General features: G+C 69.1%; 21 protein-coding genes. 4 read left to right on the top strand and 17 right to left on the bottom strand.

Annotated features, from left to right (window positions below):
* Positions 1–12: 12 nt before the first annotated feature.
* Entirely contained in the window at positions 13–1,059 is a 1,047-nt protein-coding gene (gene tsaD, locus ACRDPN_RS07105; RefSeq protein WP_431446681.1) for a tRNA (adenosine(37)-N6)-threonylcarbamoyltransferase complex transferase subunit TsaD, read from the bottom strand.
* Between the two features lie 25 nt (positions 1,060–1,084).
* On the opposite strand from tsaD, the gene ACRDPN_RS07100 reads away from it, so the two are divergent.
* The gene (locus ACRDPN_RS07100; protein WP_431446679.1) at positions 1,085–1,594 is read left to right on the top strand and encodes a DinB family protein; all 510 of its coding nucleotides are present in this window, start codon (positions 1,085–1,087) and stop codon (positions 1,592–1,594) included.
* A 2-nt stretch (positions 1,595–1,596) separates the two neighbouring features.
* Here the strand turns inward: ACRDPN_RS07100 and ACRDPN_RS07095 are convergent, their stop codons facing one another.
* The 10 genes from ACRDPN_RS07095 to glmS form a co-directional block, all read right to left on the bottom strand.
* Positions 1,597–2,349: a lysophospholipid acyltransferase family protein gene (locus ACRDPN_RS07095; protein WP_431446677.1), complete on the bottom strand. Its 753-nt coding sequence runs from the start codon at positions 2,347–2,349 to the stop codon at positions 1,597–1,599.
* A gap of 192 nt (positions 2,350–2,541) precedes the next feature.
* Positions 2,542–2,970, bottom strand: coding sequence for a DUF5709 domain-containing protein (locus ACRDPN_RS07090; RefSeq protein WP_431446676.1), 429 nt, complete (start codon positions 2,968–2,970; stop codon positions 2,542–2,544).
* A 59-nt stretch (positions 2,971–3,029) separates the two neighbouring features.
* Entirely contained in the window at positions 3,030–3,470 is a 441-nt protein-coding gene (locus ACRDPN_RS07085; RefSeq protein WP_431446675.1) for a GNAT family N-acetyltransferase, read from the bottom strand.
* Positions 3,467–4,123, bottom strand: a complete 657-nt coding sequence (gene tsaB, locus ACRDPN_RS07080; RefSeq protein ID WP_431446674.1) for a tRNA (adenosine(37)-N6)-threonylcarbamoyltransferase complex dimerization subunit type 1 TsaB — start codon at positions 4,121–4,123, stop codon at positions 3,467–3,469. The genes ACRDPN_RS07085 and tsaB overlap by 4 nt, the downstream gene beginning before the upstream one ends.
* A gap of 4 nt (positions 4,124–4,127) precedes the next feature.
* On the bottom strand, positions 4,128–5,108 hold the full coding sequence (tsaE, locus tag ACRDPN_RS07075) for a tRNA (adenosine(37)-N6)-threonylcarbamoyltransferase complex ATPase subunit type 1 TsaE (RefSeq protein ID WP_431446673.1): 981 nt from the start codon (positions 5,106–5,108) through the stop codon (positions 4,128–4,130).
* Positions 5,105–6,091, bottom strand: coding sequence for an alpha/beta fold hydrolase (locus tag ACRDPN_RS07070; RefSeq protein WP_431446672.1), 987 nt, complete (start codon positions 6,089–6,091; stop codon positions 5,105–5,107). The genes tsaE and ACRDPN_RS07070 overlap by 4 nt, the downstream gene beginning before the upstream one ends.
* Complete coding sequence (gene alr / locus ACRDPN_RS07065) at positions 6,088–7,206, bottom strand: alanine racemase (RefSeq protein ID WP_431446671.1); 1,119 nt, start codon at positions 7,204–7,206, stop codon at positions 6,088–6,090. The genes ACRDPN_RS07070 and alr overlap by 4 nt, the downstream gene beginning before the upstream one ends.
* Positions 7,203–8,651, bottom strand: a complete 1,449-nt coding sequence (locus tag ACRDPN_RS07060; protein WP_431446670.1) for an NAD(P)H-hydrate epimerase — start codon at positions 8,649–8,651, stop codon at positions 7,203–7,205. Before ACRDPN_RS07060 ends, alr begins: the two co-directional genes overlap by 4 nt.
* Before the next feature lie 10 nt (positions 8,652–8,661).
* Positions 8,662–9,015: a holo-ACP synthase gene (locus ACRDPN_RS07055; RefSeq protein ID WP_431446669.1), complete on the bottom strand. Its 354-nt coding sequence runs from the start codon at positions 9,013–9,015 to the stop codon at positions 8,662–8,664.
* Positions 9,016–9,018: 3 nt separating this feature from the next.
* The gene (gene glmS / locus ACRDPN_RS07050; protein ID WP_431446668.1) at positions 9,019–10,863 is read right to left on the bottom strand and encodes a glutamine--fructose-6-phosphate transaminase (isomerizing); all 1,845 of its coding nucleotides are present in this window, start codon (positions 10,861–10,863) and stop codon (positions 9,019–9,021) included.
* A 206-nt stretch (positions 10,864–11,069) separates the two neighbouring features.
* Here glmS and coaA point away from each other — a divergent pair, with 206 nt between their 5' ends.
* Positions 11,070–12,017 (top strand): type I pantothenate kinase, encoded by a 948-nt coding sequence (gene coaA / locus ACRDPN_RS07045; protein ID WP_431446667.1) that lies wholly within the window; start codon positions 11,070–11,072, stop codon positions 12,015–12,017.
* 3 nt (positions 12,018–12,020) lie between these two features.
* On the opposite strand, the gene ACRDPN_RS07040 is transcribed toward coaA, so the two are convergent.
* Together ACRDPN_RS07040 and ACRDPN_RS07035 are read right to left on the bottom strand one after the other, a co-directional pair.
* The gene (locus tag ACRDPN_RS07040; RefSeq protein WP_431446666.1) at positions 12,021–15,347 is read right to left on the bottom strand and encodes a DUF3616 domain-containing protein; all 3,327 of its coding nucleotides are present in this window, start codon (positions 15,345–15,347) and stop codon (positions 12,021–12,023) included.
* Positions 15,348–15,490: 143 nt separating this feature from the next.
* Entirely contained in the window at positions 15,491–16,459 is a 969-nt protein-coding gene (locus tag ACRDPN_RS07035; protein WP_431446665.1) for a GNAT family N-acetyltransferase, read from the bottom strand.
* Between the two features lie 116 nt (positions 16,460–16,575).
* Between ACRDPN_RS07035 and ACRDPN_RS07030 the strand changes: the two genes are divergently transcribed.
* Complete coding sequence (locus ACRDPN_RS07030; RefSeq protein WP_431446664.1) at positions 16,576–17,472, top strand: peptidoglycan-binding domain-containing protein; 897 nt, start codon at positions 16,576–16,578, stop codon at positions 17,470–17,472.
* A 17-nt stretch (positions 17,473–17,489) separates the two neighbouring features.
* Here ACRDPN_RS07030 and ACRDPN_RS07025 read toward each other — a convergent pair whose 3' ends face one another.
* The 4 genes from ACRDPN_RS07025 to rplM are packed head-to-tail and all read right to left on the bottom strand — an operon-like array spanning position 17,490 to position 20,831.
* Positions 17,490–18,467: a hypothetical protein gene (locus tag ACRDPN_RS07025; protein ID WP_431446663.1), complete on the bottom strand. Its 978-nt coding sequence runs from the start codon at positions 18,465–18,467 to the stop codon at positions 17,490–17,492.
* A gap of 15 nt (positions 18,468–18,482) precedes the next feature.
* Positions 18,483–19,850, bottom strand: coding sequence for a phosphoglucosamine mutase (gene glmM / locus ACRDPN_RS07020; protein WP_431446662.1), 1,368 nt, complete (start codon positions 19,848–19,850; stop codon positions 18,483–18,485).
* A 16-nt stretch (positions 19,851–19,866) separates the two neighbouring features.
* On the bottom strand, positions 19,867–20,370 hold the full coding sequence (gene rpsI, locus ACRDPN_RS07015) for a 30S ribosomal protein S9 (RefSeq protein WP_431446661.1): 504 nt from the start codon (positions 20,368–20,370) through the stop codon (positions 19,867–19,869).
* 17 nt (positions 20,371–20,387) lie between these two features.
* Positions 20,388–20,831, bottom strand: a complete 444-nt coding sequence (rplM, locus tag ACRDPN_RS07010; protein ID WP_431446660.1) for a 50S ribosomal protein L13 — start codon at positions 20,829–20,831, stop codon at positions 20,388–20,390.
* 247 nt (positions 20,832–21,078) lie between these two features.
* Here rplM and ACRDPN_RS07005 point away from each other — a divergent pair, with 247 nt between their 5' ends.
* Positions 21,079–22,368 carry a citrate synthase gene (locus ACRDPN_RS07005; RefSeq protein WP_431446659.1) on the top strand — a complete coding sequence of 430 codons (1,290 nt, stop codon included), beginning with the start codon at positions 21,079–21,081 and terminating at the stop codon, positions 22,366–22,368.
* Positions 22,369–22,420 lie beyond the last annotated feature (52 nt).

The following is a 22,420-nucleotide window of genomic DNA, read 5'->3' as shown; positions in this document are numbered from 1 at the left end:
CAGATCTCGAGGTCAGGCCGCGACCACCTGGGTGACCGGCATCGATGAGTCGGCGGGCAGGTCCAGCGACGAGGGCGGATGGCCGCGGCGGACGACTTCTGCACCCAGGGCCGCGACCATCGCCCCGTTGTCGGTGCACAGTCCCGGCCTCGGAACGCGCACGGTGAGTCCGGCCTCAGCGGCGCGTTCCTCGATCAGCGCGCGCAGTCGTCCGTTGGCGGCCACACCGCCGCCCACCACGAGCGTGTCGAGCCCGTGCGCCTGGCAGGCCTCGACGGTCTTGCGGGTCAGGACGTCGCACACGGCGTCCTGGAACGAGGCGGCGACGTCGGCGACGGCGACGGGTCGGCCCATCCGCTCCTCGTGCTGCACGTGCCGCGCGACCGCGCTCTTGAGCCCGGAGAAGGAGAAGTCGAAGCGGTGCTTCTCCATGTCGCGGGAACGGGTGAGTCCCCGCGGGAAGCCGATCGCCATGGCGTCACCCGTGCGTGCCTCGCGATCGATGTGCGGGCCGCCGGGATAGGGCAGGCCGAGCAGCCTTGCGACCTTGTCGAAGGCCTCCCCCGCCGCGTCGTCGATGGTCGAGCCGAGCATCGTGACGTCGTCGGTGATGTCGTCGATCAGCAGGATCTCGGTGTGGCCGCCGCTGACGAGCAGCGCGCCCACCCGCTCGTCGAGCCGGCCGTGCTCGAGCTGGTCGACCGCCACGTGAGCGACGAGGTGGTTGACGCCGTAGAGAGGCTTGTCGTGTGCGAGCGCGAGTGCCTTGGCGGCTGCGACGCCGACGAGCAGCGCCCCGGCGAGGCCGGGACCGCAGGTGACCGCGATGGCGTCGACGTCCTGGACCCTCAGACCCGCCTCGGCGTAGGCCTGCTCGAGCGTCGGCACCATCGCCTCGAGGTGAGCGCGACTCGCGACCTCGGGCACCACTCCCCCGAAGCGCGCGTGCTGGTCGACGCTCGACGCGACCGCGTTGGCCAGCAGCTCGGTGCCCCGGACGATGCCCACACCGGTCTCGTCGCACGACGACTCGATGCCGAGGACGAGAGGTTCGCTCACCGGATCAGTGTGACAGGGTGACCCGATGACCAGAGACAACCGGCCAGGTACGGGCGAGAGCTGGGACGAGCGCTCCCTCCTGCTGACGATGCTCCGCTACACACAGGAGACCGCCGTGGAGAAGGTGCAAGGTCTGAGCCAGGAGCTCGCCCGCACCGCTCCCTTGACGACGTCACCGAGGATGTCACCCGCGAACGTGCTCAACCACCTGCGGTGGGTGGAACGGTCGTGGGTCAACGACCGGCTGCTCGGGGGCGAGGACGACGGCCCGTGGACCGACGAGAACCCAGACGCGGAGTTCGACGAGGGCTCGGTGCTGCCGCTCGACCAGGTCATCCGCCTCTACGAGGAGGAGGCGGCGCGCACGCGGGCGGTCTTCGCCGAGCACGACCTCGACGCTCTCATGGCGAGAGCGACGCCTGAACGTCCGATCACGGCGCGGTGGATCCTGCTTCACCTCGTCGAAGAGACGGCCCGGCACAACGGGCACCTCGACATCCTGCGCGAGATGGCCGACGGCTCCGTCGGCGACTGAACCTACTTCTGGTCGCGCTTGGCCGCGCGGGCGGCCTTCTCCTCGTCGTCCAGGCGTCGCGCCTCGTCCGGGGTTGGAGCGAGCCCTCCGTGGCGCGCCGGAGCCCACCACTGGCCTTCGGGCGGGATGGGGTACTCGGCGATGGCCTTGTCGAGGAGCGCGGCCATCTCGGCGCGCAACAGCTCCGTCTCGGCGACCGGATCAGCCCCCGTGACCTCCAGCGGCTCACCGACGTGCAGCGCGATCGTCTTGCCGCGGCCCCTCAGGTTCGACGGATGGTCCTTGGTCTTCAGCAGCTGCGTGCCCCAGGTGACCATCGGGATGAGCGGCACGCCGGCCTCGGCGGCCATGCGCACGGCCCCGGTCTTGAGCTCCTTGATCTCGAACGAGCGGCTGATCGTGGCCTCGGGAAAGATGCCGACGATCTCACCGCTCCGCGCGTACTCGACGGCGTCGCGGTACGACTGCTCGCCCAGCTCACGATCGACGGAGATGTGGTGCAGGGAGCGCATGATCGGCCCGGTGATCCGGTGGTCGAACGCCTCCTTCTTGGCCATGAAGCGCACCAGCCGCTTGCTCGGCTGCGCGGCGAAGCCGTCGAAGACGAAGTCGACGTAACCGATGTGGTTGGCCGCCAGGATGGCGCCGCCTTCGCGGGGGATGTTCTCGGTGCCCGACATCTGGAACTTCATGCCAGCCAGGCGGAACAAGGACTTGGCGGTGACGATGACCGGTGGGTAGGTGATGTCGCGCATCTGGTCAGGGTAGTGCGTGCCTCCTCATCTCTGCTCGATCAGGGAGCGGGGCATCCGCGCCCGATCCGGAAAGGCCGAGGAGGGATGCGCACCGGGGTTGTGGGCAGACCGACGAGAACGCCGCCGGTCGGGATGCGGGGGGCCCGCGAGCCGAGCATGGACGGGGAGGTGCGCACCCGGACAGGTGTTCACTCAGTCGTCGTCGGGCACGACGTGGACAGCGGCCTCCTCGGCACTTGCGGCGGCGCCGTCGATGCCGACGTCGTCGCCCACGAGGTCCTTCTCGACGTCCAGCCCCGTGCCTTCGTCTGGGTCGACCAGACGCCCGGACCGGGCGTCGCCAACCTCGTCGTCGACGGGTGCCTGGGCTTCCTCGTCCGCGTTCGGGTCGGCGTCCGGCAGCTCCTGCTCGAGGCGTTGGTCGAGGGTCTCGCCCTGCTCCGTCTCGGCTGCGGTCGAGCCGAACCCCTCGCCCGGACCCCAGTTCTCGGCCGGCGAGTAGCCCTCGTCGAGGACGTCGTCGACACCTCGGTCGAGGAGCGTGTCATCTCGCTGCAGCTGGTCGAGGTTCTCCGACGGTTCGAATCCGGTGTCGTCGGGCTCGATCGGTGTCTCACTCATGATTCCAGCGTGTCATGTCGACGCGCTTCGACAAGTTGGTTCGAGAACCCCGTGAGGGGTCAACGACCGATACGACGCTCCATGATGACGGCGTCGATGCCACGGGCGTAGTAGTCGCCGCGGCGGGCGATCTCGTCGAAACCGATCACCCTGTACAGCCCGAGCGCGGCCTCGTTCGTCGCGGCGACCTCGAGCATCATCCGCGCTGCACCCTTGGCGGCAGTGCGCAAGAGCAGCGCGCGGAGCAGGTCGGTCCCGACCTTCCTGCGACGGGCCAGCGGTCGCACGGCGATGCGGGTCAGGTCGGCCACGTCGTCGATCACCGCGGCGGACGCATAGCCGACCAGGAGCTGGTCGCGGTCGTCGACGAGCACGATGCGACCCGGTGCGGTCAGCTCGTTCTCGACCGTGGCCGCGCTCCATGCCACGCCATCACCGAAGCTGGTTCGCTCGATCAGCGTGATCGCGCGGACGTCGTCCGGCGCGGCCTTGCGGATCATGCGCGTTTGGGTATGACCAGCGGAGCGGCGTCCGGGCGGCGGAGGTAGAGCGGCACGAGCGGGAGCTCGCCCACCGACCCAGCCGCCACGGCACGGGCCAGCGCGGCTGCGGACGGGTCGATCGGTCCATCCATCACCGCGAGCACGTCGGGGTAGAGCGTGGCTCCCCGGCCCAGCACGGGCATCCCGGCGTGCAGCTCGGCGAGGTCGGCCGGGTGCGAGACGTGCGGGCCGTCCAGCCGTTCGGCCTGTCGAGGGCCAGGTCGGTAATGGGCCCAGTAGACCTCCTTGCGTCGCGCGTCGGTGGCAACCAGGAACTCGTCGTCGACACCCCCGCCCTGAGCCATGTCGGCCGCCAGGATGTCGAGCGTGCAGACGCCGCGCGTCGCGATGCCCAGCGTCGAGCCAAGGGTCAGCGCGGTGACGACTCCGACCCGGAGGCCGGTGAAAGGACCCGGCCCGACGCCGACGGCGACGTCGGTGAGGTCGGCCATGGCTGCACCGGCGTCGGCCAGAGCCGCGCGGATCGCCGGAGCGAGCAGCTCGCCATGGGCCATCGACCCTTCGCCCGACGCCTCGGCGACCACGTCCGACCCGTCGTGCACGGCCACGGTGATGGCTGGGGTCGCCGTGTCGAACGCGAGCAGGAGCATGGGCCTAGGAAAGCACGGTCGAGCGCAACGGGACGCCGACCCAGCGGGGTCCGTTCGGCTTGATCGTGACGACCCGGGGCTCGGCCTCATCGGCGTCAGCCATCTCGCCGTCGTCGATGGCCGTGCCCAGCGGGTCGATGGGCCGTACGCCGCGGACCTCGATCCGCACCGACATCCAGCTGTCGCTGAGCTGTTCGGCGACGCCAGCGCCCCACTCCACGACCGTGACGCTCTTGTCGGCCGATGCGTCGAGGTCGAGGTCGTCGACCTCCTCGGCGCTTCCCAGGCGGTAGGCGTCGACGTGCACGAGATCCGGTCCGTCGACGAGCGACGGATGGCTGCGCGCCAGCACGAACGTCGGCGACGTGATGGGGCCGCGGACGCGCATCGCTTCGCCGAGGCCCTGCGTGAACGTGGTCTTGCCGGAACCGAGGTCACCGGTGAGGACGAGGAGGTCGCCGTGCCGCACCAGCTCGGCCACCTTCGCCGCGAGGTCGCGCATCGCCTCAGGGGTGGGCACCTCGCGCGCCACCCACAACGTCTTGCCGAGCTCGAGGAACGGCTCCACACGTCCCAGCGGGTGGTACCGGCGTCGCGTCCAGAACTGGACCGTGTCGGGCAGCTCCTCGCGCACGCGCAACCAGATGCCGTCCTTGCCGCGCTCCTCGGCAGTGTCCTCGGCGACACCGACCATCGCCGACGCGACGCCACGCGACTGCAGGTCGGGGTCGACGGCGACCCGTCTGAGTCCGAGCGCTCCGGGCCGCGACTCGTCGAAGATCAGCGCGCCCATCGGCTCCCCGCGTCGCTCGACGAGGAGTCCGCCCGCAGCCCCTAGCGCCTCGGCCACCGACTCGACCGTCTCGTCGAGAGCCGTGGTCGGTGGGTCGAGCGTCGGCCGGGCGCCGAACGAGCGATGGATGATGTCGACGATGGCCTCAGCGTGCTCAGGCCCGGCGTCGATGACGTCGAGTGCTGTAGTCACCGTGCGGTCTTCTCCGCGAGGTCGAGGATCAGCTCGGTGACGCGCACGTGCTCCTCGAACATCGCCATGTGGCCGGTGTCGTCGAGGATGACGAGTGATGAGCCGGCGATCCCGTCGGCGATCCGGCGACTGTGACTGAGCGGCGTGACGGAGTCGTGCGTGCCGGCCACGACGACCGTGGTGACGAGCGACAGCGTCTCAAGCGCGTGACGTACGTCGAGCTCCGCGAACATCGGGTGGAAGTCGGTCAGCACTCGCGTGGGGACGCGCAGGATCATCTCGTTGGTCATGTCCGCGTGCCGCTCCTGAGCGTGCGGCCCGACGGCCCAGCGCCGAACGACGGAGTAGCTGTTGAAACCACGGCCCCAGTCGACGGCCGGCGCGACCCTGCGTGCCACCGGCACCAGACGCCGTAGCGCCGCGTTCGCGACGAGGGGCAGTCGGGGACTGGTGCTGATCAGAGCCACGCCGACGACGCGGTCACCAAAAAGCTCGGGATGGTCGGCGGCCAGCTGCAGGATCGTCATGCCACCCATCGAGTGACCGACCAGCACCACGGGTCCGGTCGTGCAGGCGTCGACGACCGCGTGCAGGTCGGCGGCGAGGTTCTCGATCGAGCTGCCCTCCCGATCGGCGATGTCGGACTCACCGTGCGAGCGGTGGTCCATGAACACCATCCGGGCCCGCCCCCGCAGGGCCAGGCGCTGGTAGTGCCACGTGTCGAGCGTGCAGACGATCCCGTGGACGAACACGATCGTGGGAAGGTCATCGGCATCGTCGTCGGGCTCGTCGATCTCGACATTGATGCGGATGCCATCGGCGGAGACGACCTTGCGGGCCGCCGAGTGCACGGATCCGAACGGGACGTCCTCGCCGCGGCGGAGCCGGCGACGCTCGGTCTGGCGGTCATTGAGGACCTTGGCCGCAACACCTGCGGCGACGAAGGCGCAGGCGGTGGCCGCGATCTTGGTGGTCGCGCTCATCGAGCTCCTCGATACGTACGTTCGGTGCGGCCGCCGATCCGCGTGACGACCTCGTAGGTGATCGTATCGGCGGCGTCCGCCCACGCCTGCGCGGTGGGTTCGCCGTCGTCGCCGGGTCCGAACAGGGTGACGACGTCGCCGCGCTCGGCCGGACGGTCGCCCAGGTCGACGACCACCTGGTCCATGCAGATGGTGCCGGCCACCCGGACCCGGTCGCCGGCGAAGGCCGCCTGGACGCGGTTGGAGGCGTTGCGCGGCAGTCCCTCGGCGTAGCCGAGCGGGACGAGACCTAGCGTCGTCTCGCGGTCGACGGTGTAGCGGTGGCCGTACGACACGCTGGCGCCGGCCGGCACGCGCTTCACGCCGGCCAGACGCGCCCGCAGCGTCATCACCGGACGAAGGGGTGTGTCGAACTGCATGCGGCCTGCCGGAGCCAGCCCATAGGACGAGATGCCGACCCGTACGAGGTCGAGATGGGCGCTCGGGCGGGTGAGCGTGGCCGCCGAGTTCGAGAGGTGCCGAAGACCGGGCTCGAGCCCGGCAGCCTCCAGCTCGGCGACGGCGTCGGCGAAGACCTTCTCCTGTGCGGCATTGGCGGGATGGCGAGGCTCGTCGGCGCAGGCGAAGTGCGACCAGGTGCCGGTGTGCTCCAGTCGTCCTGCCGACTGAGCCTGCGCGGCGGCCGAAACGAGCTTGCTCCACTGCTGGCCGAACGCGCCGTTGCGGGACAAGCCCGTGTCGACCTTGAGCTGCACTCGCGGACGTGACGGCGCGACGGCCAGGATCTCCTCGAGCTGCTCGACGGAGGACGCGGTGACCTCGACGTCCGCCTCGATGACGGCGGCGAAGTCGGCCCCCGGCGAGGCGAGCCAGCACAGGACCGGCCCGTTGTCGCCGAGCGACCGCAGCGCCAGCGCCTCGTCGACCGTGGCGACCCCGAGCCAGTCGGCACCGGCCTCGCGGGCCGCACTGGAACACTCGGCCATGCCGTGCCCGTAGGCGTTCGCCTTGACGACTGCCATCAGCGCGGAGCCGGGAGCGCACGCGGCGAGCGCCTCGAGGTTGGAGCGGTACGCATCGAGGTCGATGACGGCCTCGGCCTGCGGGTCCCTCATCCGGGGTCACCCCAGTCGCGGACGCCGTCGAGGCTGCCATCGAGAAAGGCCGACACGGTGGCCGGAAGAGCGGCAGCGACCGCGGAGGCCGTGACCGGACCGCCGCGGTTCGCGCGGACGCACGCAGCGCCGTGCAGGAAGGCCGCGAGCGAACCAGCGTCGTGTGGATGAAGTCCGGACGCCATCAACGACCCGGCGAATCCGGCGAGGACGTCACCCGCGCCGGCGGTGCCGAGCCACGACGACCCGCTGAGGTTGACGCGGGTGGCGCGACTCTGGGTCGCCACGAGCGTCCGTTGGCCCTTGAGCAGCACCGTCGCGCCCCAGCGGTACGAGGCGCGGACGACGTGGCCGAGCGGGTCTGACTCGACGTCGGCGCGCTCGACCCCGAGCATGGCCGCCAGCTCGCCGGCGTGCGGCGTCAGCAGGGCCGGTACGAGCATGGTCACCGGCAGGTGCTCTAGCGCGCTCGCGTCGACGACGACGGGCACCTCGTCCTGGAGCGCGATCGTGAGCTGCTCGGCAGCGTCCTCGCCGCCGCCCGATCCGACCACCCACGTCTGAACCCGGCCGGCGCCGGCCACCACCTCGGGCGCTCGGTCGACGACGCGCGCACACAAAGCCTCGGTCCCGGCGAATCGCACCATGCCGGCGGTGCCCGCCTGTGCACCGGCCACGCACAGGTGTGCCGCGCCCGCGTACTGGTCGGAGCCCGCGGCGACCCCCACCACGCCACGCGCGTACTTGTGACTGACCGGGCTGTCGAGCCAGGTCAAGGCGGGGCCGAGCAGGTGACGGTCGGTGGGCTCGATGACCTCCAGCGTCGGCTCGGGCAGGTGCGGGCCGAGGCCGATGTCGACGAGGTGGGCGAGATCCGCACCGGCGGTGCTCGCGGCCGGGCCGGCGAGCAGTGCGTTCTTGTAGGTGCCGAACGTGACCGTGGCGTCGGCTCGGACGCATGCGCCCGGCACCGTGCCCGCGTCGACGTCGACGCCGCTCGGCACATCGACCGCGACGGTGTGCGGACGCCGCTCAGCGATCCAGGTGGCCCACTCGTCCGCGCGCCCGGTGAGACCAGGACGGGCTCCGATGCCCAGGACTGCATCGAGGCACCAGCGTTGCTCAGTGGGCGCCTCCACGAGCTGGGCCCCCGCCGCGCGTGCTGCCGCCAGACCCTCCGCGTGCGCCTTCTGGTCGTCGAGCAGGCACAGGTCGACGCGAACACCGCGATCGAGCAGGTGGGTGGCGGCGAACAGCGCATCGCCACCGTTGTTGCCCGGGCCGATGAGCGCGACGACTAGATCACCCGCCGGGATCATGTCGAGCGCGTCGGCCAGGCCGCGAGCGGCGCGCTGCATGAGCTCGCCCTCGGACACTGTCGCCAGCTCAGCCATGAGCGCCTCCTCGGCCGCCCGGATGTCGGCAACGCCGTGTGCTCTCAACATCGGCGCGCCCTCAGCACTCGGCCACCACGAATGCCGTCGCGACGGAGGTGTCATGGGAGATCGACAAGTGCGTCGCCGTGATCCCGATCTCCTTGGCTCGAGCCGCGGCGGCGCCACGCAGCGCGAAGGACGGCGCTCCGGCCTTGTCGGTGACGACCTCGATGTCCTGCCACGACATGCCGGCCGGGGCCTTGAGCGCCTTGACGAACGCCTCCTTGGCGGCGAACCGTCCGGCCATCGACTCCATCGACAGCGCCGCCTCCGCGTCCGTGAACAGTCGCGACCGCAGCTCCGGAGTGCGCTCCAAGGTGGCCCCGAAGCGGGAGAGATCGACCACGTCGACACCGACGCCCCAGATGGTCATCGACTACTCGACGGTGACGGACTTGGCGAGGTTGCGGGGCTGGTCGACGTCGTGGCCGAGCTGGTCGGCCAGCTCGCACGCGAAGACCTGCAACGGCACCGTGGCGACCAGCGGCTGCAGCAGCGTCGACACCTTGGGCAGCCGGATCAGGTGGTCGGCGTACGGGACGACGTCCTCGTCGCCGTCCTCGGCGAGCACGATCGTGCGTGCGCCGCGGGCGCGGATTTCCTGGATCGCGCTGCTCACCTTGTCGTGCAGCTGGTCGCGGTCCTTCGGCGGCACGACGACGAAGACCGGGGTGCCGTCCTCGATGACGGCGATGGGTCCGTGCTTGAGCTCGCCGGCCGCGAATCCCTCGGCGTGGATGTAGGCGAGCTCCTTCAGCTTGAGGGCTCCCTCGAGAGCCACCGGGTACCCGACGTGCCGTCCGAGGAAGAAGATCGAGCGCGAGCTCACGAGGTCACGGGCGAGCTTGCGGACCTGGTCGGCCTCGTCGAGCACGCGCTGGATGCCGGCCGGTACCGTGGCGAGCTCCTCGACGATCCTTCCGATCTCGTCGCCGTACTTGGTGCCCTTCACCTGGGCGAGGTACAGGCCCAGCAGGTAGCAGGCCACCACCTGGGAGAGGAAGCCCTTGGTCGACGCAACGGCGATCTCGGGACCGGCGTGCGTGTAGATGACGGCGTCGGACTCGCGCGGGATGGTGGAGCCGTTGGTGTTGCAGATCGACAGCACCCGCGCCCGCTGCTGGCGCGCGTACCGGATGGCCATCAGCGTGTCCATCGTCTCGCCCGACTGGCTGATGGCCACGACGAGCGTCGATCGGTCGATGATCGGGTCGCGGTAGCGGAACTCCGAAGCCAGCTCGACCTCGCACGGGATGCGGGTCCAGTGCTCGATGGCGTACTTGGCGACCAGACCGGCGTACGCCGCAGTTCCACATGCGACGACGATGACCTTGTCGACGTCGCGGAGCTCGTCGTCGGACAGCCGCATCTCGTCGAGCTGCAGGTTGCCGTCGGGCGTGTGCCGGCCGAGCAGGGTGTCGGCTACGGCGTGCGGCTGCTCGGCGATCTCCTTGAGCATGAACCAGTCGTAGCCGCCCTTCTCGGCCGCGGAGACGTCCCAGTCGACGTGGTACTCGCTGGTCTCCGCCGGGTTGCCGTCGAAACCGGTGATGGTGACGGAGTCGCGCGTGATGGTGGCCACTTGGTCCTGACCGAGCTCGATCGCGTCGCGGGTGTACTCGATGAACGCGGCGACGTCGGAACCGAGGAAGTTCTCGCCCTCCCCTCGCCCCACCACCAGCGGGGAGTTTCGTCGTGCGCCCACGACGACATCGGGCTGGCGGGCGTCGGCGATGACGAGGGTGAACGCACCCTCGAGCCGCCGGCACACGGCGCGGACGGCGCCTGCAAGGTCCGGAGTGTGCTCGAGCTCGTCGTGGAGGAGGTGGGCGACGATCTCGGTGTCGGTCTCGGAGACGAGCTCGTGCCCGCTGGCCTCGAGCTCGGCCCGCAGCTCGGCGAAGTTCTCGATGATGCCGTTGTGCACGACGGCGAGGCGGCCGTCGGCGTCGAGGTGCGGATGTGCGTTGACGTCATTGGGGGCGCCGTGGGTGGCCCAGCGGGTGTGCCCGATGCCGGTGTGGGCCTCCGGCAGCGGCCGCTCCGCCAGCTCGGCGTCGAGGTTGGCGAGCTTGCCGGCCTTCTTCGCCAGGGCGATGCGATCACCGTCCACGAGGGCCACGCCGGCGGAGTCGTAACCGCGGTACTCGAGGCGCCGCAGGCCACCCATCACGACATCCAGGGCCGAACGATGGCCTACGTAACCGACGATTCCGCACATGGAGTCAGGGTACAAGCGAGTGAGGCGAGAGCAGTGAGCGCTGCGAAGCAGTGGTGACGGTCCAGCACACGCTGTGGCGAACTACGTTCACTGCCGAGCCGATTGAGCTTGCTCCGAGCGTGCGAGGGTCGCGAGCGTGCGAGGGTCGCGAGCGTGCGAGGGCCCCGAGTGAGGCGCCACCTCCATGGAACCGGCAGGATGGGCAGATGGCCAACGGTCGCGAGCGGTCCCCCTACGTGGAGCTCGAGCGCTCCGCGTGGGCCGATCTCGCCGACGACGTCCCGCAGCCGCTGACGCCCGCGGACGTCGAGAGCCTGCGAGGTCTCGGCGACGAGCTGGACGTGGACGAGGTCCGCGAGGTCTACCTCCCGCTCACCGTGCTCATCAGCATGCGCATCCGCAACGCCGCCGAGCTCTGGCGAGCGACCGAGAAGTTCCTGCACGAGCCCCAGCCCGAGCGCACGCCCTTCGTCATCGGCATCGCCGGGTCGGTGGCGGTCGGCAAGTCCACCACCGCACGGCTGCTGCGCGAGCTGTTGGCCAAGTCACCGGAGCACCCGCGGGTGCAGCTCGTCACCACCGACGGCTTCCTGTGGCCGAACAAGGAGCTCGAGCGTCGGGGCATCCTCGACCGCAAGGGCTTCCCGGAGTCGTACGACCGCAAGTCGTTGCTGCGCTTCGTCATCGACGTGAAGTCCGGGGTCGAACGGGTCGAGGCCCCGGTCTACTCCCACCTCACGTACGACCGCACCGACGAGGTGGTCACGGTCGACAATCCCGACATCGTCATCGTCGAGGGGCTCAACGTGCTCGCACCGGCCAAGGAGCGCGGCGACGGCTCACCCGGGATGTCCGTCAACGACTACTTCGACTTCTCCATCTACGTCGACGCCCGGAGCCGCGACATTCGCCGCTGGTACATCGAGCGGTTCCTCAAGCTGCGCCAGACCGCGTTCGCCGACCCGGCCTCGTACTTCCACCGCTACAGCTCCCTCACCGACGACGAAGCCGCCGGCAAGGCCGCTGAGCTCTGGGACACCATCAACTGGCCGAACCTGCGCGAGAACATCCAGACCACCCGCGGCCGGGCGACGCTCGTGCTGCGCAAGGACACCGACCACTCGGTCAAGTGGATCCGTTTCCGTAAGGCGTGAACGTCAGCTTGCCGACGTCGCCACCGTGATCCGCGGGGAGTACGACGACCGGGACGTGCCACCCAGCTCGGTGGACGCGATGTCGAGCGTGTAGCTCTTGCCCGGCCTCAGCCCGGTGATCTTCACGCTCTGGGTGCCGCCTCCAGTGACGTCGACATAGGTACGCGCACCCGAGCCGATGCCGTAGCCGACGCGATACCCCTCCGCGCCCGCAGCGCTGGTCCAGGTCAGCGTGATCGTCGTCGCGGTACGTGACTTCTTGACGAAGTTCGCCGGTGCCCTGAGGTTGGACGTGCTCGCGGTGAAGGTCGACGAGTAGGGCGATCGGGTGCCGTTCGACGCGATGGCCGCGACCTTGAAGTCGTAGGACTTGCCTCGCGATAGTCCGGTGATGTTCGCCGACGAGACGTCCCCGACCGTCAGGTACTTGTAGGTCGTGGTTCCGTCCAGTGCGTATCGGATCTTGTACTGCGCCGAACCCGACTTCTTGGTCCACGCGAGCTTCATGCTCGTGGCGGTCCGCGACGTCCAGTGGACGTTGCTCGGTCGGTCGGTCAGCGCGGTCGGCGTCACGTCCGGGCCCGCGGTCGGCGTACCGGTGCCGGAGGCGTTCACCGCGGCCACCGAGACCGAGTACGTCTTCTGGCTACTGAGTCCGGTAAGTGTCGTCTCCGTGGCCGGAGCATCGACGACCTTGGTCGTCTCGTTCGCACCTTCCTTGGCGACGACCTTGTACGAGGTCGCGCCGCTGACCGCGTCCCAGGTCACGTTGATGCTCTCCGGCCCCGCCGTGGCTCCGACGGTCGCCGGCGCGCCCGGGTAGTCGGCGTACGAGCTGGTCGTGAACTCGTCGATGTACGACTTGCGCAGACCCTTGCTCTCGGCCGCGCCGACGGTCGCGTCACCGTAGTACGTGGTGTCACCGGAGTCGGCGATCAAGGTCACCGATCCACCGGCTGTGAGCGGCTGCGGCACCGAGACGATCGACTCCCACGCACCGGTCCGGTTCGCGTCCGGCGCGGGCAGGTTCATGACGTCGACCGCCTGGTGGTCCGGACTGCCGTCCCAGGCGAACAGCTTCCATTCCGGGCTGGAGGCGCCGGCGTGGGCCGAGATCAGGTACTCGTCGTCGGCGTTCTTCCGGATGTCACGGACCGTGCGACCGCCGAGGTCCAGGAAGACGGGATCGCCGAACGTCGGCGTCTCGGCCAGCGTCGGGTCGAGGTTGGTGACCGGAACGAGGATCGCCTTGCCGTTCTTGACCGGGGCGCGCATCCCGAGGTAGCCCGTCGTCGTGGTGCCGGGCGCAAGCTCGAAGCCCTCGATGTTGAACCCGTCGGGCTCGTTGGCGAGCTTGCCGTCCGCCTGGCCCGCGGCGAAGCCGAGCGCGTCGCCATTGGAGACGTCCCAGGCCTTGATCGCGTCGCGAAGGCCGGTCCGCTTAGCAAGGAACGTCAGTGTTGTGTCGGCTCCAGAGCCCCCGATCATGGCCGTGAACATCACATCGCGCGCCGGCTTGAGACTGCCGTCCTTGCTGCTGTTTCCGTGTGAGCCCAGGACATACAGGGTGTCGTTGGCCCGCGCCATCGACTCGAGATCGGCGTTGGTCGCGCCGATGTCGCCTTCGAAGTCGAACTCCTTCACCGGACGGTTCGACTCCGCCTTCTTGTAGAGCCGGATCTTGTTGTCCTCCGAGCTCACCGCTATCGCGTGGCCGTCGCCGACGTCGACGGCGCTGGAGAGGTCGGACGATTCGTAGAGGTATCGACCGCTCGCCGACTCCGGCGCGGCGGAGGCGGCGTAGGACACCTGCGCCGTCCCAGTGCCGTCGTGGTCGTCGGTCACGGTGAACGTGATGTTGGCACGACCGACGCCCGCCGGCTCGAACGTCACCGCCCGGTCGGCGCCGGAACCGGTGACCTGGATGCCGGAGTCCGAAATGACGGCGGCGTTCGACGAGCGGGCTTCGACCATCAGGTCGGCTGCATCGGTGTCGCTGTCCGCGAGCGTCAACGTGGTACCGGGGTTGTGCGCGTCGCCGAGAGTGTTGCCGACCTTGGCGTTGGCGACGGAAGCCGTCGGTGCGTCGGTGGAGATCGTCCCGGGATCCCAGCTGGTCGGAGCGAGAGCCAAGCCGCGGAAGGCGTGACCTGCAGCCGCGGTTCCGATCGTGGTATCCGATCCGAAGCTGGCGGCGCCTGCACCGCCGGTGTCGTCGAACTTCACGACGCTGTTGGCAGAGCCGCTCCCCTTGCTGGCGAACAGCTGGACGGTGCCGCCGCTGACCCGGCCGGTGAGGAACGGGTAGTCGCCGGTCTTCGTGCCGTTCTGCGTCCACGTGGTGCCGTCGGACGTCGTGTACTTGCGGATTTCGTCGTTGTCCCCGTCGTCGTCCGTGTCGAAGGACACGTACGCCGCATCGATGCCGGCCGCAGCCGCGCCGGCGTCCAGCATGACCACCGCGGTCGGTACGGGAAGTTCCTTGCCTGTGGCGGCGTCGAGGGTCGAAATGACAGCGCCCAGACGCGTGATGGGGGACTTCGCGGTCGGCAGACCCGGGCCCGATCCGACCTTGCCCAAGCCTGCCAAGGGGTTCTTCTCCGAGACCGCGTAGAGACCGCCGTCGGCGATCTGGATGCTTCGCGTGTTCCTCTGGTCGCCCGTGGGCCCACCGGTCACAGTTCCGCCGATCGCCGTCTTCGCGCCACCGCCGAGCGGGACGGTGAAGACACCGGTGTCTGTGCTCCCGCCGTTGCCGTTGACATAGAACGTCGAGCCCGTGTCCGTGGCTACGCCGCGTGGGTGGGCCGTGTTCAGCGAGGTACCGAGGAGCGTTGACGTGTCGACCGAACCGGTATTGCCGATGCGGGCGACCATCCGCTGGACTCCCGGTCCGTCGAGGGAGTCCGCAGTCTTCGTGTCCTTGGGCTTCACAGGCGCGGGCGGCGTGCCCTTGACCTGTCCCGTGGCCCCTGGAATGTGGTGGTACCCACCGATGGCGAGGAAGTTGCCGTCGGCGCTGCGTGACAACGCACCGTTGCCGTTGGAGTCGCCACCGAGGGCGAACGCGTTGACTCCTTCGGCGTCAGCCGACGGAAGGTCGACGGGCTTGGCGAACGACTTGGTGCCGTCGACGTTGAGCGTCTTCAGGGAGCTGGCCGAGAAGTCCGACGTCGTGGCGTCGTTGACGTCGACGACCACGAGCTGGTCGGCTCCGGCCGCGACGGCGGCCTGCGGTGTGCCTGCGACGGCAGCCATGGTGCCGCCGACCAGGGCGAGGGTGAGGAAGGTGTGGCGCACAGCGGCGACCGTCCCGAGATGACGTGCCATGAGGAGGAGTTCCTTTTCGTGAAAGGGTCGTCGGCCGCGAGTCGTCCAGACAAACCTCCATGAGAGTAGGGGAAATGGCATGCCGTGTCGGGGTTTTCGGAACTTTCGTGACCCAGTTCACCGACTGTTAACACTGGCCGCGCTCAGAGCTCCTTGACGTACTCCGCGCACCAGGCCGTCTGGACGAACCCGAGCGCGGCGTTGACGCGGATCATCGGCTCGTTTCCGGCGGCGTTGTAGGTGATGATGCGGCGGCGCCCCTGGAGCAGGTCGGCGGCCTTCTGCATGGTGGTCACCTTGAGGGCGAGCCCGAGTCCGTGGCCTCGATGGGTCGGCAGCACCAGGGTGTCCCACTGGAAGACGCTCTCCCTGCCTGCGGAGAAGACCAGCTGGGTGTGCCCGACGACCTCCCCGTCGTCGCTGACCGCGATGCTCACCTGCGGTGTGCGCCCTTGCTCGACCCACATCTGCTCCTCCTCGCGGGTTCGGGCGACGTCCCAGAACTCGTTCTCCAGCTCGACGTCTCCCCTGGGCGCCTCCTCCATGAGCAACCGCCGGAGCTCGGTGTAGCCCTGCACCCACTCGTCCGGGCAGACGTCGCGCCAGGAATGGATCGTGTAGCCCTCCGCGACGCGCAGCGGCGGAAGCTCGGCCGGCAGGGCGAGCTCCCGGATGGCGTCCATGATGTCGAGCCGGAACCCGCACGCCTCGGCGAAGGCCTGGGGCACCGGGTCGACGGCTACCAGCTCCCAGACGACCTCGGTGTAAAGCGCCTGCCGGCCGGCGTCGCGGGCGATCTCCTCGATGGCCTCGATGACTGCGCCGGCGTGGCCGCGGCGGCGGTGCTCAGGAACGGTGAATGCGTCGACGTACACGAAGTCGGTGTTGTCGCGCAGCGGCAGCTCGACCGTCCCGCCGGCGACCGGCGTGCCGTCGTCGTCGCGGGCGAGCAGCGCGATCTTGTCGACGTAACCGTCCGGCCGCAGCCCGACCCGTTTCTCGATGGCCGAGTACGGATGGTCGATGTCGCGCTCGTGCGACCGCTCGTACACGTCGTAGAAGGTCCCGAACGTTTCTTCGTCGCCGATGTCGACTCGCTCGATCGTGGTCACGTCATGATGCTAGGACGACCTCTCACTTATCCATGACCTGTGCCAGAGCGCGCTGACTGAGTCAGACTGAGGGCGACAAGGTCCCATCGCTCCAAGGAGGAGCGGCCATCGCCATCATGAGCAGACGAACCAAGGACAGCGGCCCACCGAGGCACGAGGCAACAGAGCGTGCCGACGCGCCGCCGGCCGTTCCCGAGGATCCCGAGATTCCCGAGCTGGATCCCGGGTACTCGGACACCTGGCTCTTCGTCGTGGCCGGTCTCCTCGGCATCGTGACGGTCCTCCTCGTCGGAGCCGCCTTCGTCGTCACCAGATCCACCGGCACGGAGTCGCCGGCCCCCGAGACAGCGGCCGAGAAGACGGCGGCTCCTGAGACGACGGCCCCTGAGGCCGCGGCCCAACCAGCGGCGCCCAAGCCGAAGACGGCTGGTCCGCTCGCCAACCTCGAGTGCGACGACACCTTCATCGTGGAGATCGCGCGGAGCGATCCACCTTTCGGGAAGAGCACGGTCCAGGACGCCGTCAGGCGAACCGATGGTGCCAAGTACCTCAAAGCGGATGCGTCGTGCTCAACGTATGCGGCGGCCGGCAAGAGCCTCGTCGCCTACGTCGGGCCGTTCGACACGTTGGCGGAGGCGTGCAAGGCGCGGCGCGAGACCCAGACCGTCACCTCGGCCCCGCACCGGATGAACGCCGACCAGATCGGTCGGAGCTACTGCCACTGCGAGATAGACCCACCCACGCTGCAGTTGAGTGACGGCACCGACGGCGACGTCACCACCCTGATGGCCGTCGCCGAGGTTCAGCAGATGCTCAAGGTCCTCGGCTACTTCGAGCCCCCGGTCGAGGGCCTCCCGTATGGCCCCAGGACCTCCACCGGCGTGCGTGAGTTCCAGCTCAGGGTGGGCCTGCCGACCAACGGCAACGTCAACCGGGCGACGTGGAAAGCCTTCGGTGAGGTCAAGTTCAAGGGTGGCCGGACGTTCTGCCAGGACGCCGGTGGCCCGGCGTAGCTGTGCTCTCGATCGCGTCAGCCGTCGAGTAGGGAGAGGATCGGGACGACCGACGGCGGAGGTTCTTCCGGGGGCTCGGCTGGTTGCCGTCGTAGCCGCACGATGACGCCGGCGAGGCGAGCCGCCTCCTCCACCCTCGCGATGCCCTCGTCGAGCGAGCGATTGCGGTCGCTCATCACCGAGATGAGCACCGGCGAACCGTCGACGATCACTCGGCCCGAGCTGTTGACAATCCAGCCCGTCGAGGCAGGGAACCAGCCGACCTTGACCCGCACACGGGTTCGCTTGTCGGCCAGCACCGATATCCCGAATCGCTGCTCGGGCACGACGCGAGACATCGCGCGTTGCATCAGCGAGAACTTTGCAGCATCAGGGTCCAAGACGTCATCCAGCAGCCGGACGACGTCGTGGGGCGTCGTCGTGGAGCGACCCCACCGGAACTGCTCGCCGATCCGGATCCCCGGCCGGCCGAACGCCCGCTCCAGTCCCTGCTCGATCCCGGATCGGCCCCCCAGGTCGGTATAGGTACGGGTCGCTGGGTCGTTCTCGCTGCTGATGAGCATCCCCTCGACATTTCGGCGCTGCATGGCGGTGAGCCCTGCCCCAGTCTTTTCCGCACGCCACAGCATCAACGCGACCAGATGGATCTTGACGAGGCTCGCCGTCCGGAACCGACCGGTGCCGTGGTCGAACGAGCCACCGGATTCCTGGTCGCGGACGCTGACGGCAAGTCGAGCGGGGCCGGTGAGCTCATCGAGCTCGTGGACCACCTGGCGCTCGGTTTCGCGCCTGACGACGGTGGCAAGGCTCGTCGTCCGTTCGACGACCGCGCTCGGGTGTTCGTCGATGCGCGGCGGTGTCTCATCTCTGCCGACCGCGGAGGACGGCGCCGGCGTGTCGATGACCGGCTCCGGCGCGGCGGTGGCCAGAGGTGCGGTCAACGTCAGCAGGGCCAGACCCGCGATCGTGGCCCCCCGCGATCGACGTTTCGACATGGGGCGATACCCGCCTCAGAGCGCGAGCGTGGCGCGAACGACGCCGGCGAGGTGCTCGGCGACCTCGGTGGCCAGCTCAGCGGTCGGCGCTTCAACCATGACGCGCACCAGCGGTTCGGTACCCGACTGACGGAGCAGCACGCGACCCGTACCGCCGAGGCGGGCGGCGGCGGCGGCGACTTCGCTCTGCAGGACCGGGTCGGTGTCGGCGCGCGCCTTGTCGACATCGGGGACGTTGAGCAGCACCTGCGGCAGGCGCGTCATGACCGCTGCGAGATCGGCGAGCGTGCGTCCGGTGGCGGCCATGCGAGCGGCGAGGTGGGCAGCGGTCAGCACGCCGTCGCCGGTGGTGGCGAAGTCGCTCATGATGACGTGCCCTGACTGCTCACCGCCCAGAGTGAACGCGCCGGCGCGCATCGCCTCCAGCACGTAGCGATCGCCCACGGCCGTCTGCAGCACGGTGACGCCGGCCCGCTGCATCGCCTGGACGAAGCCGAGGTTGCTCATGACAGTGGCGACGACGGTGTGCTCGTGCAGCCGCCCCGCGTCGCGTGCGGCCAGCGCGAGGATGGCGAGGATGTGGTCGCCGTCGACGTCGTTGCCCTCGGCATCGACGGCCAGGCACCGGTCGGCGTCGCCGTCGAAGGCGAAACCGGCATCGGCACCGTGCTCGATGACCGCCTTCTGCAGGTCGCCGAGGTGGGTGGACCCACAGCCGGCGTTGATGTTGTGACCGTCGGGTTCCGCGTGGATGGCGAACACCGAGGCTCCCAACCGCTCGAAGACCTCGGGACCCACCTTGTACGCCGCGCCGTTCGCGCAGTCGAGCACGATCCTGAGGCCGGCGAGCCGTTCAGCAACCTCACCCGAGGCGACCGGCACGGAGTCGACCAGGTGCTTGACGTAGGTGGTGACCCCGGCGCGACTGTCGCCGATGCGGCCGACGTCGGCACCGGTGGGCCGGGCCCACGGCTCCTCGAGCCGGCTCTCGATCAGCATCTCGATGTCGTCGTCGAGCTTGTGGCCGCCGCGGGACAGGAACTTGATGCCGTTGTCGGGCATGGGGTTGTGGCTTGCCGAGATCATCACGCCCATGTCGGCGGCGAGCTCGGCGGTGAGGAAGGCCGCGCCGGGAGTGGGCACCACACCGAGACGGTGGACGTCGACCCCGGCGGAGGCCAGCCCGGCCACGACGGCCGCCTCGAGGAACTCCCCGGACGCGCGGGGGTCGCGGGCGACGACGGCGGTGGGACGCTGGTCGGCGAACGCCCCGGCCTCACCGAGCACGTGGGCCGCGGCCACCGAGAGGTCGAGCGCAAGCTCGGCCGTCAGATCGCGGTTGGCGAGTCCACGGACCCCGTCGGTGCCGAAGATGCGGCCCATGGTCAGGCGGCCGTGATCAGCGCTTGCTGTACTGGGGAGCCTTACGGGCCTTCTTGAGACCGGCCTTCTTGCGCTCCTTGATGCGCGAGTCGCGGGTCAGCAACCCGGCCTTCTTGAGCAGCGGGCGGTTGACCTCCTCGTCGATCGCATTGAGTGCACGGGCCACGCCGAGGCGCAGCGCACCGGCCTGGCCGGTCATGCCACCACCGGTGACGCGGGCGACGACGTCGAAGCGGCCGTCGAGACCGGTCTCGGCGAACGCCTCCTTGGCGATCTGCTGGTGCAGCTTGTTCGGCAGGTACTCCTCGAGCGGCTTGCCGTTGACGGTCCACGCGCCGGTGCCCGGCACGATGCGGACGCGCGCGATGGCCTCCTTGCGGCGGCCGGTGGCTGCGCCCGGAGCGATCGTCGCCGGAGTGGCGTTCGGGTCGGCCCCCGGGCTCGTCTCGGAGGTGTAGGCCACGCCCTCGGCGTTGGTCTCGACCTCGGTGTCGGTCTCGGGGGTCTCGGTGTCTGCCACGGTGGTCTCTTCTGTCGTCACTGGGAGATCTGCTTGATCTCGAATGGCTGGGGCTTCTGGGCGGCGTGCGGGTGCTCGGGGCCGGTGTAGACCTTCAGCTTCTTGATGAGCTCGCGGCCCAGGCGGTTCTTGGGGAGCATGCCCCGCACCGACTTCTCGATGGCCTTGCGGGCGTCCTTCTCGAGGAGGTCTCCGTAGGCGATGGTCTTGAGTCCGCCCGGGAACCCGCTGTGACGGTGCGCCAGCTTGTCGGTGCGCTTCTGGCCCGACAGCGCCACCTTGTCGGCGTTGACGATGATGACGAAGTCGCCGCCGTCGACGTGTGGAGCGTAGGTCGGCTTGTGCTTGCCGCGCAGCAGCGTGGCAGCCTGGACGGCCAGACGGCCGAGAACGACGTCTTCGGCGTCGATGACGTGCCACTGACGGGTGATGTCAGCAGGCTTCGGGCTGTACGTGCGCACGGCGTGACCTTCTCGTGGTGGTCTGTGGATTTCATTCGGTCGTTGGTGGTGCGGTCGTGAGCGTGAATCCGCTGGACACGACGACGTACAAGGTTAACCGGCCAGCCGCCCCGGGGTCAAAACGGCGTCCGGGGGCCAAACTTCGTCGAGCCCCCTGTGCAGGACGCGCGACGCCGCACTAGTTTGGAACAGGCCCTCACACCCCAGCGGGCCCGGCATTCAGAGGACCCGGCACAGGAGATCCATCGTGACCGAAAACCCCACGCTCACCGTGCGGGACAACCGCACCGGCGAGGAGTACGACCTCCCGATCACCGACGGCACGATCAGCGCGACCGATCTCGGCAAGGTCGGCAAGACCGAAGACGCGGCGGGCATCGCCATGTACGACCCGGGCTTCACGAACACCGCATCGTGCCGCAGCTCGGTCACGTTCATCGACGGCGAGGAGGGCATCCTCGAGTACCGCGGCTACCCGATCGAGCAGCTGGCGGAGTCGTCGACGTACCTCGAGGTGGCCTACCTGCTCATCCACGGCGAGCTCCCGACCAAGGACCAGCACGACCAGTGGGTGCACGAGATCACGTTCCACACGTTCGTCCACGAGAATCTCAAGAGCCTCATGCAGGGCTTCCGCTACGACGCGCATCCGATGGGCATGCTGCTGTCGAGCGTCAGTGCCCTCTCGACCTTCTATCCCGAGGCCCGCGCCATCAGCGACCCGGACATCCGCCACGAGCAGATCGTGCGCATGATCGCCAAGATGCCCACCCTCGGCGCCTGGTCGTTCCGGCACGCCCAGGGAAAGCCGTACGTCTACCCGGACAACAACCTGACGTACACCGAGAACTTCCTCTCGATGCTGTTCAAGATGAGCGAGCACAACTACGAGCCCGATCCGCGTCTCGCGCAGGCCCTCGAGGTGCTCTTCATCCTGCACGCCGACCACGAGCAGAACTGCTCCACCAACGCGGTGCGCTCCATCGGCTCCAGCCAGGTCGACCCGTACTCGGCCGTCTCCGGCGGCATCGCGGCGCTGTACGGCCCGCTGCACGGCGGCGCCAACGAGGCCGTGCTGCGCATGCTCAAGCGCATCGGCAGCAAGGACAAGGTCCCCGAATTCATCGAGGGCGTCAAGAACGGCGACGAGCGGCTGATGGGCTTCGGTCACCGGGTCTACAAGAACTACGACCCGCGCGCCAAGATCATCAAGAAGGCCGCCGACGACGTGTTCGAGGTGACGGGGATCAACCCGCTGCTGAAGATCGCCGTCGAGCTGGAGAAGATCGCGCTGGAGGACGAGTACTTCGTCTCCCGCAAGCTCTACCCGAACGTGGACTTCTACTCCGGCCTGATCTACGAGGCCCTGCAGTTCCCGCCGGAGATGTTCACCGTCCTGTTCGCCATCCCGCGGACGTCGGGCTGGCTGGCGCAGTGGGCGGAGATGCTCGGCGACGGCGACCAGAAGATCGCCCGGCCGAAGCAGATCTACACCGGCGCCCGTGGCGTCGACTACGTCCCCATGGGTGACCGCTAGCCCTTGGAAATTGGCACGGCCCCGATTCGGCGTTCATCGCTCGAACCGGGGC

The organism is Aeromicrobium sp., assembly GCF_050700635.1.
Classification (GTDB): domain Bacteria; phylum Actinomycetota; class Actinomycetes; order Propionibacteriales; family Nocardioidaceae; genus Aeromicrobium.
Note: the sequence above shows the minus strand (reverse complement) of the source record. Positions and strands in the feature narration are given on the sequence as shown.

What these genes read in the sequence shown, in the direction of transcription:
- ACRDPN_RS07040 (WP_431446666.1), bottom strand. Translation starts at nt 15,347, where the DNA reads ATGGCACGTCATCTCGGGACGGTCGCCGCTGTGCGCCACACCTTCCTC.
- alr (WP_431446671.1), bottom strand. Translation starts at nt 7,206, where the DNA reads ATGAGGGACCCGCAGGCCGAGGCCGTCATCGACCTCGATGCGTACCGC.
- tsaB (WP_431446674.1), bottom strand. Translation starts at nt 4,123, where the DNA reads ATGCTCCTGCTCGCGTTCGACACGGCGACCCCAGCCATCACCGTGGCC.
- glmS (WP_431446668.1), bottom strand. Translation starts at nt 10,863, where the DNA reads ATGTGCGGAATCGTCGGTTACGTAGGCCATCGTTCGGCCCTGGATGTC.
- ACRDPN_RS07025 (WP_431446663.1), bottom strand. Translation starts at nt 18,467, where the DNA reads ATGTCGAAACGTCGATCGCGGGGGGCCACGATCGCGGGTCTGGCCCTG.
- ACRDPN_RS07090 (WP_431446676.1), bottom strand. Translation starts at nt 2,970, where the DNA reads ATGAGTGAGACACCGATCGAGCCCGACGACACCGGATTCGAACCGTCG.
- ACRDPN_RS07085 (WP_431446675.1), bottom strand. Translation starts at nt 3,470, where the DNA reads ATGATCCGCAAGGCCGCGCCGGACGACGTCCGCGCGATCACGCTGATC.
- ACRDPN_RS07060 (WP_431446670.1), bottom strand. Translation starts at nt 8,651, where the DNA reads ATGTTGAGAGCACACGGCGTTGCCGACATCCGGGCGGCCGAGGAGGCG.
- ACRDPN_RS07095 (WP_431446677.1), bottom strand. Translation starts at nt 2,349, where the DNA reads ATGCGCGACATCACCTACCCACCGGTCATCGTCACCGCCAAGTCCTTG.
- ACRDPN_RS07100 (WP_431446679.1), top strand. Translation starts at nt 1,085, where the DNA reads ATGACCAGAGACAACCGGCCAGGTACGGGCGAGAGCTGGGACGAGCGC.
- coaA (WP_431446667.1), top strand. Translation starts at nt 11,070, where the DNA reads ATGGCCAACGGTCGCGAGCGGTCCCCCTACGTGGAGCTCGAGCGCTCC.
- glmM (WP_431446662.1), bottom strand. Translation starts at nt 19,850, where the DNA reads ATGGGCCGCATCTTCGGCACCGACGGGGTCCGTGGACTCGCCAACCGC.
- ACRDPN_RS07055 (WP_431446669.1), bottom strand. Translation starts at nt 9,015, where the DNA reads ATGACCATCTGGGGCGTCGGTGTCGACGTGGTCGATCTCTCCCGCTTC.
- ACRDPN_RS07030 (WP_431446664.1), top strand. Translation starts at nt 16,576, where the DNA reads ATGAGCAGACGAACCAAGGACAGCGGCCCACCGAGGCACGAGGCAACA.
- ACRDPN_RS07070 (WP_431446672.1), bottom strand. Translation starts at nt 6,091, where the DNA reads ATGAGCGCGACCACCAAGATCGCGGCCACCGCCTGCGCCTTCGTCGCC.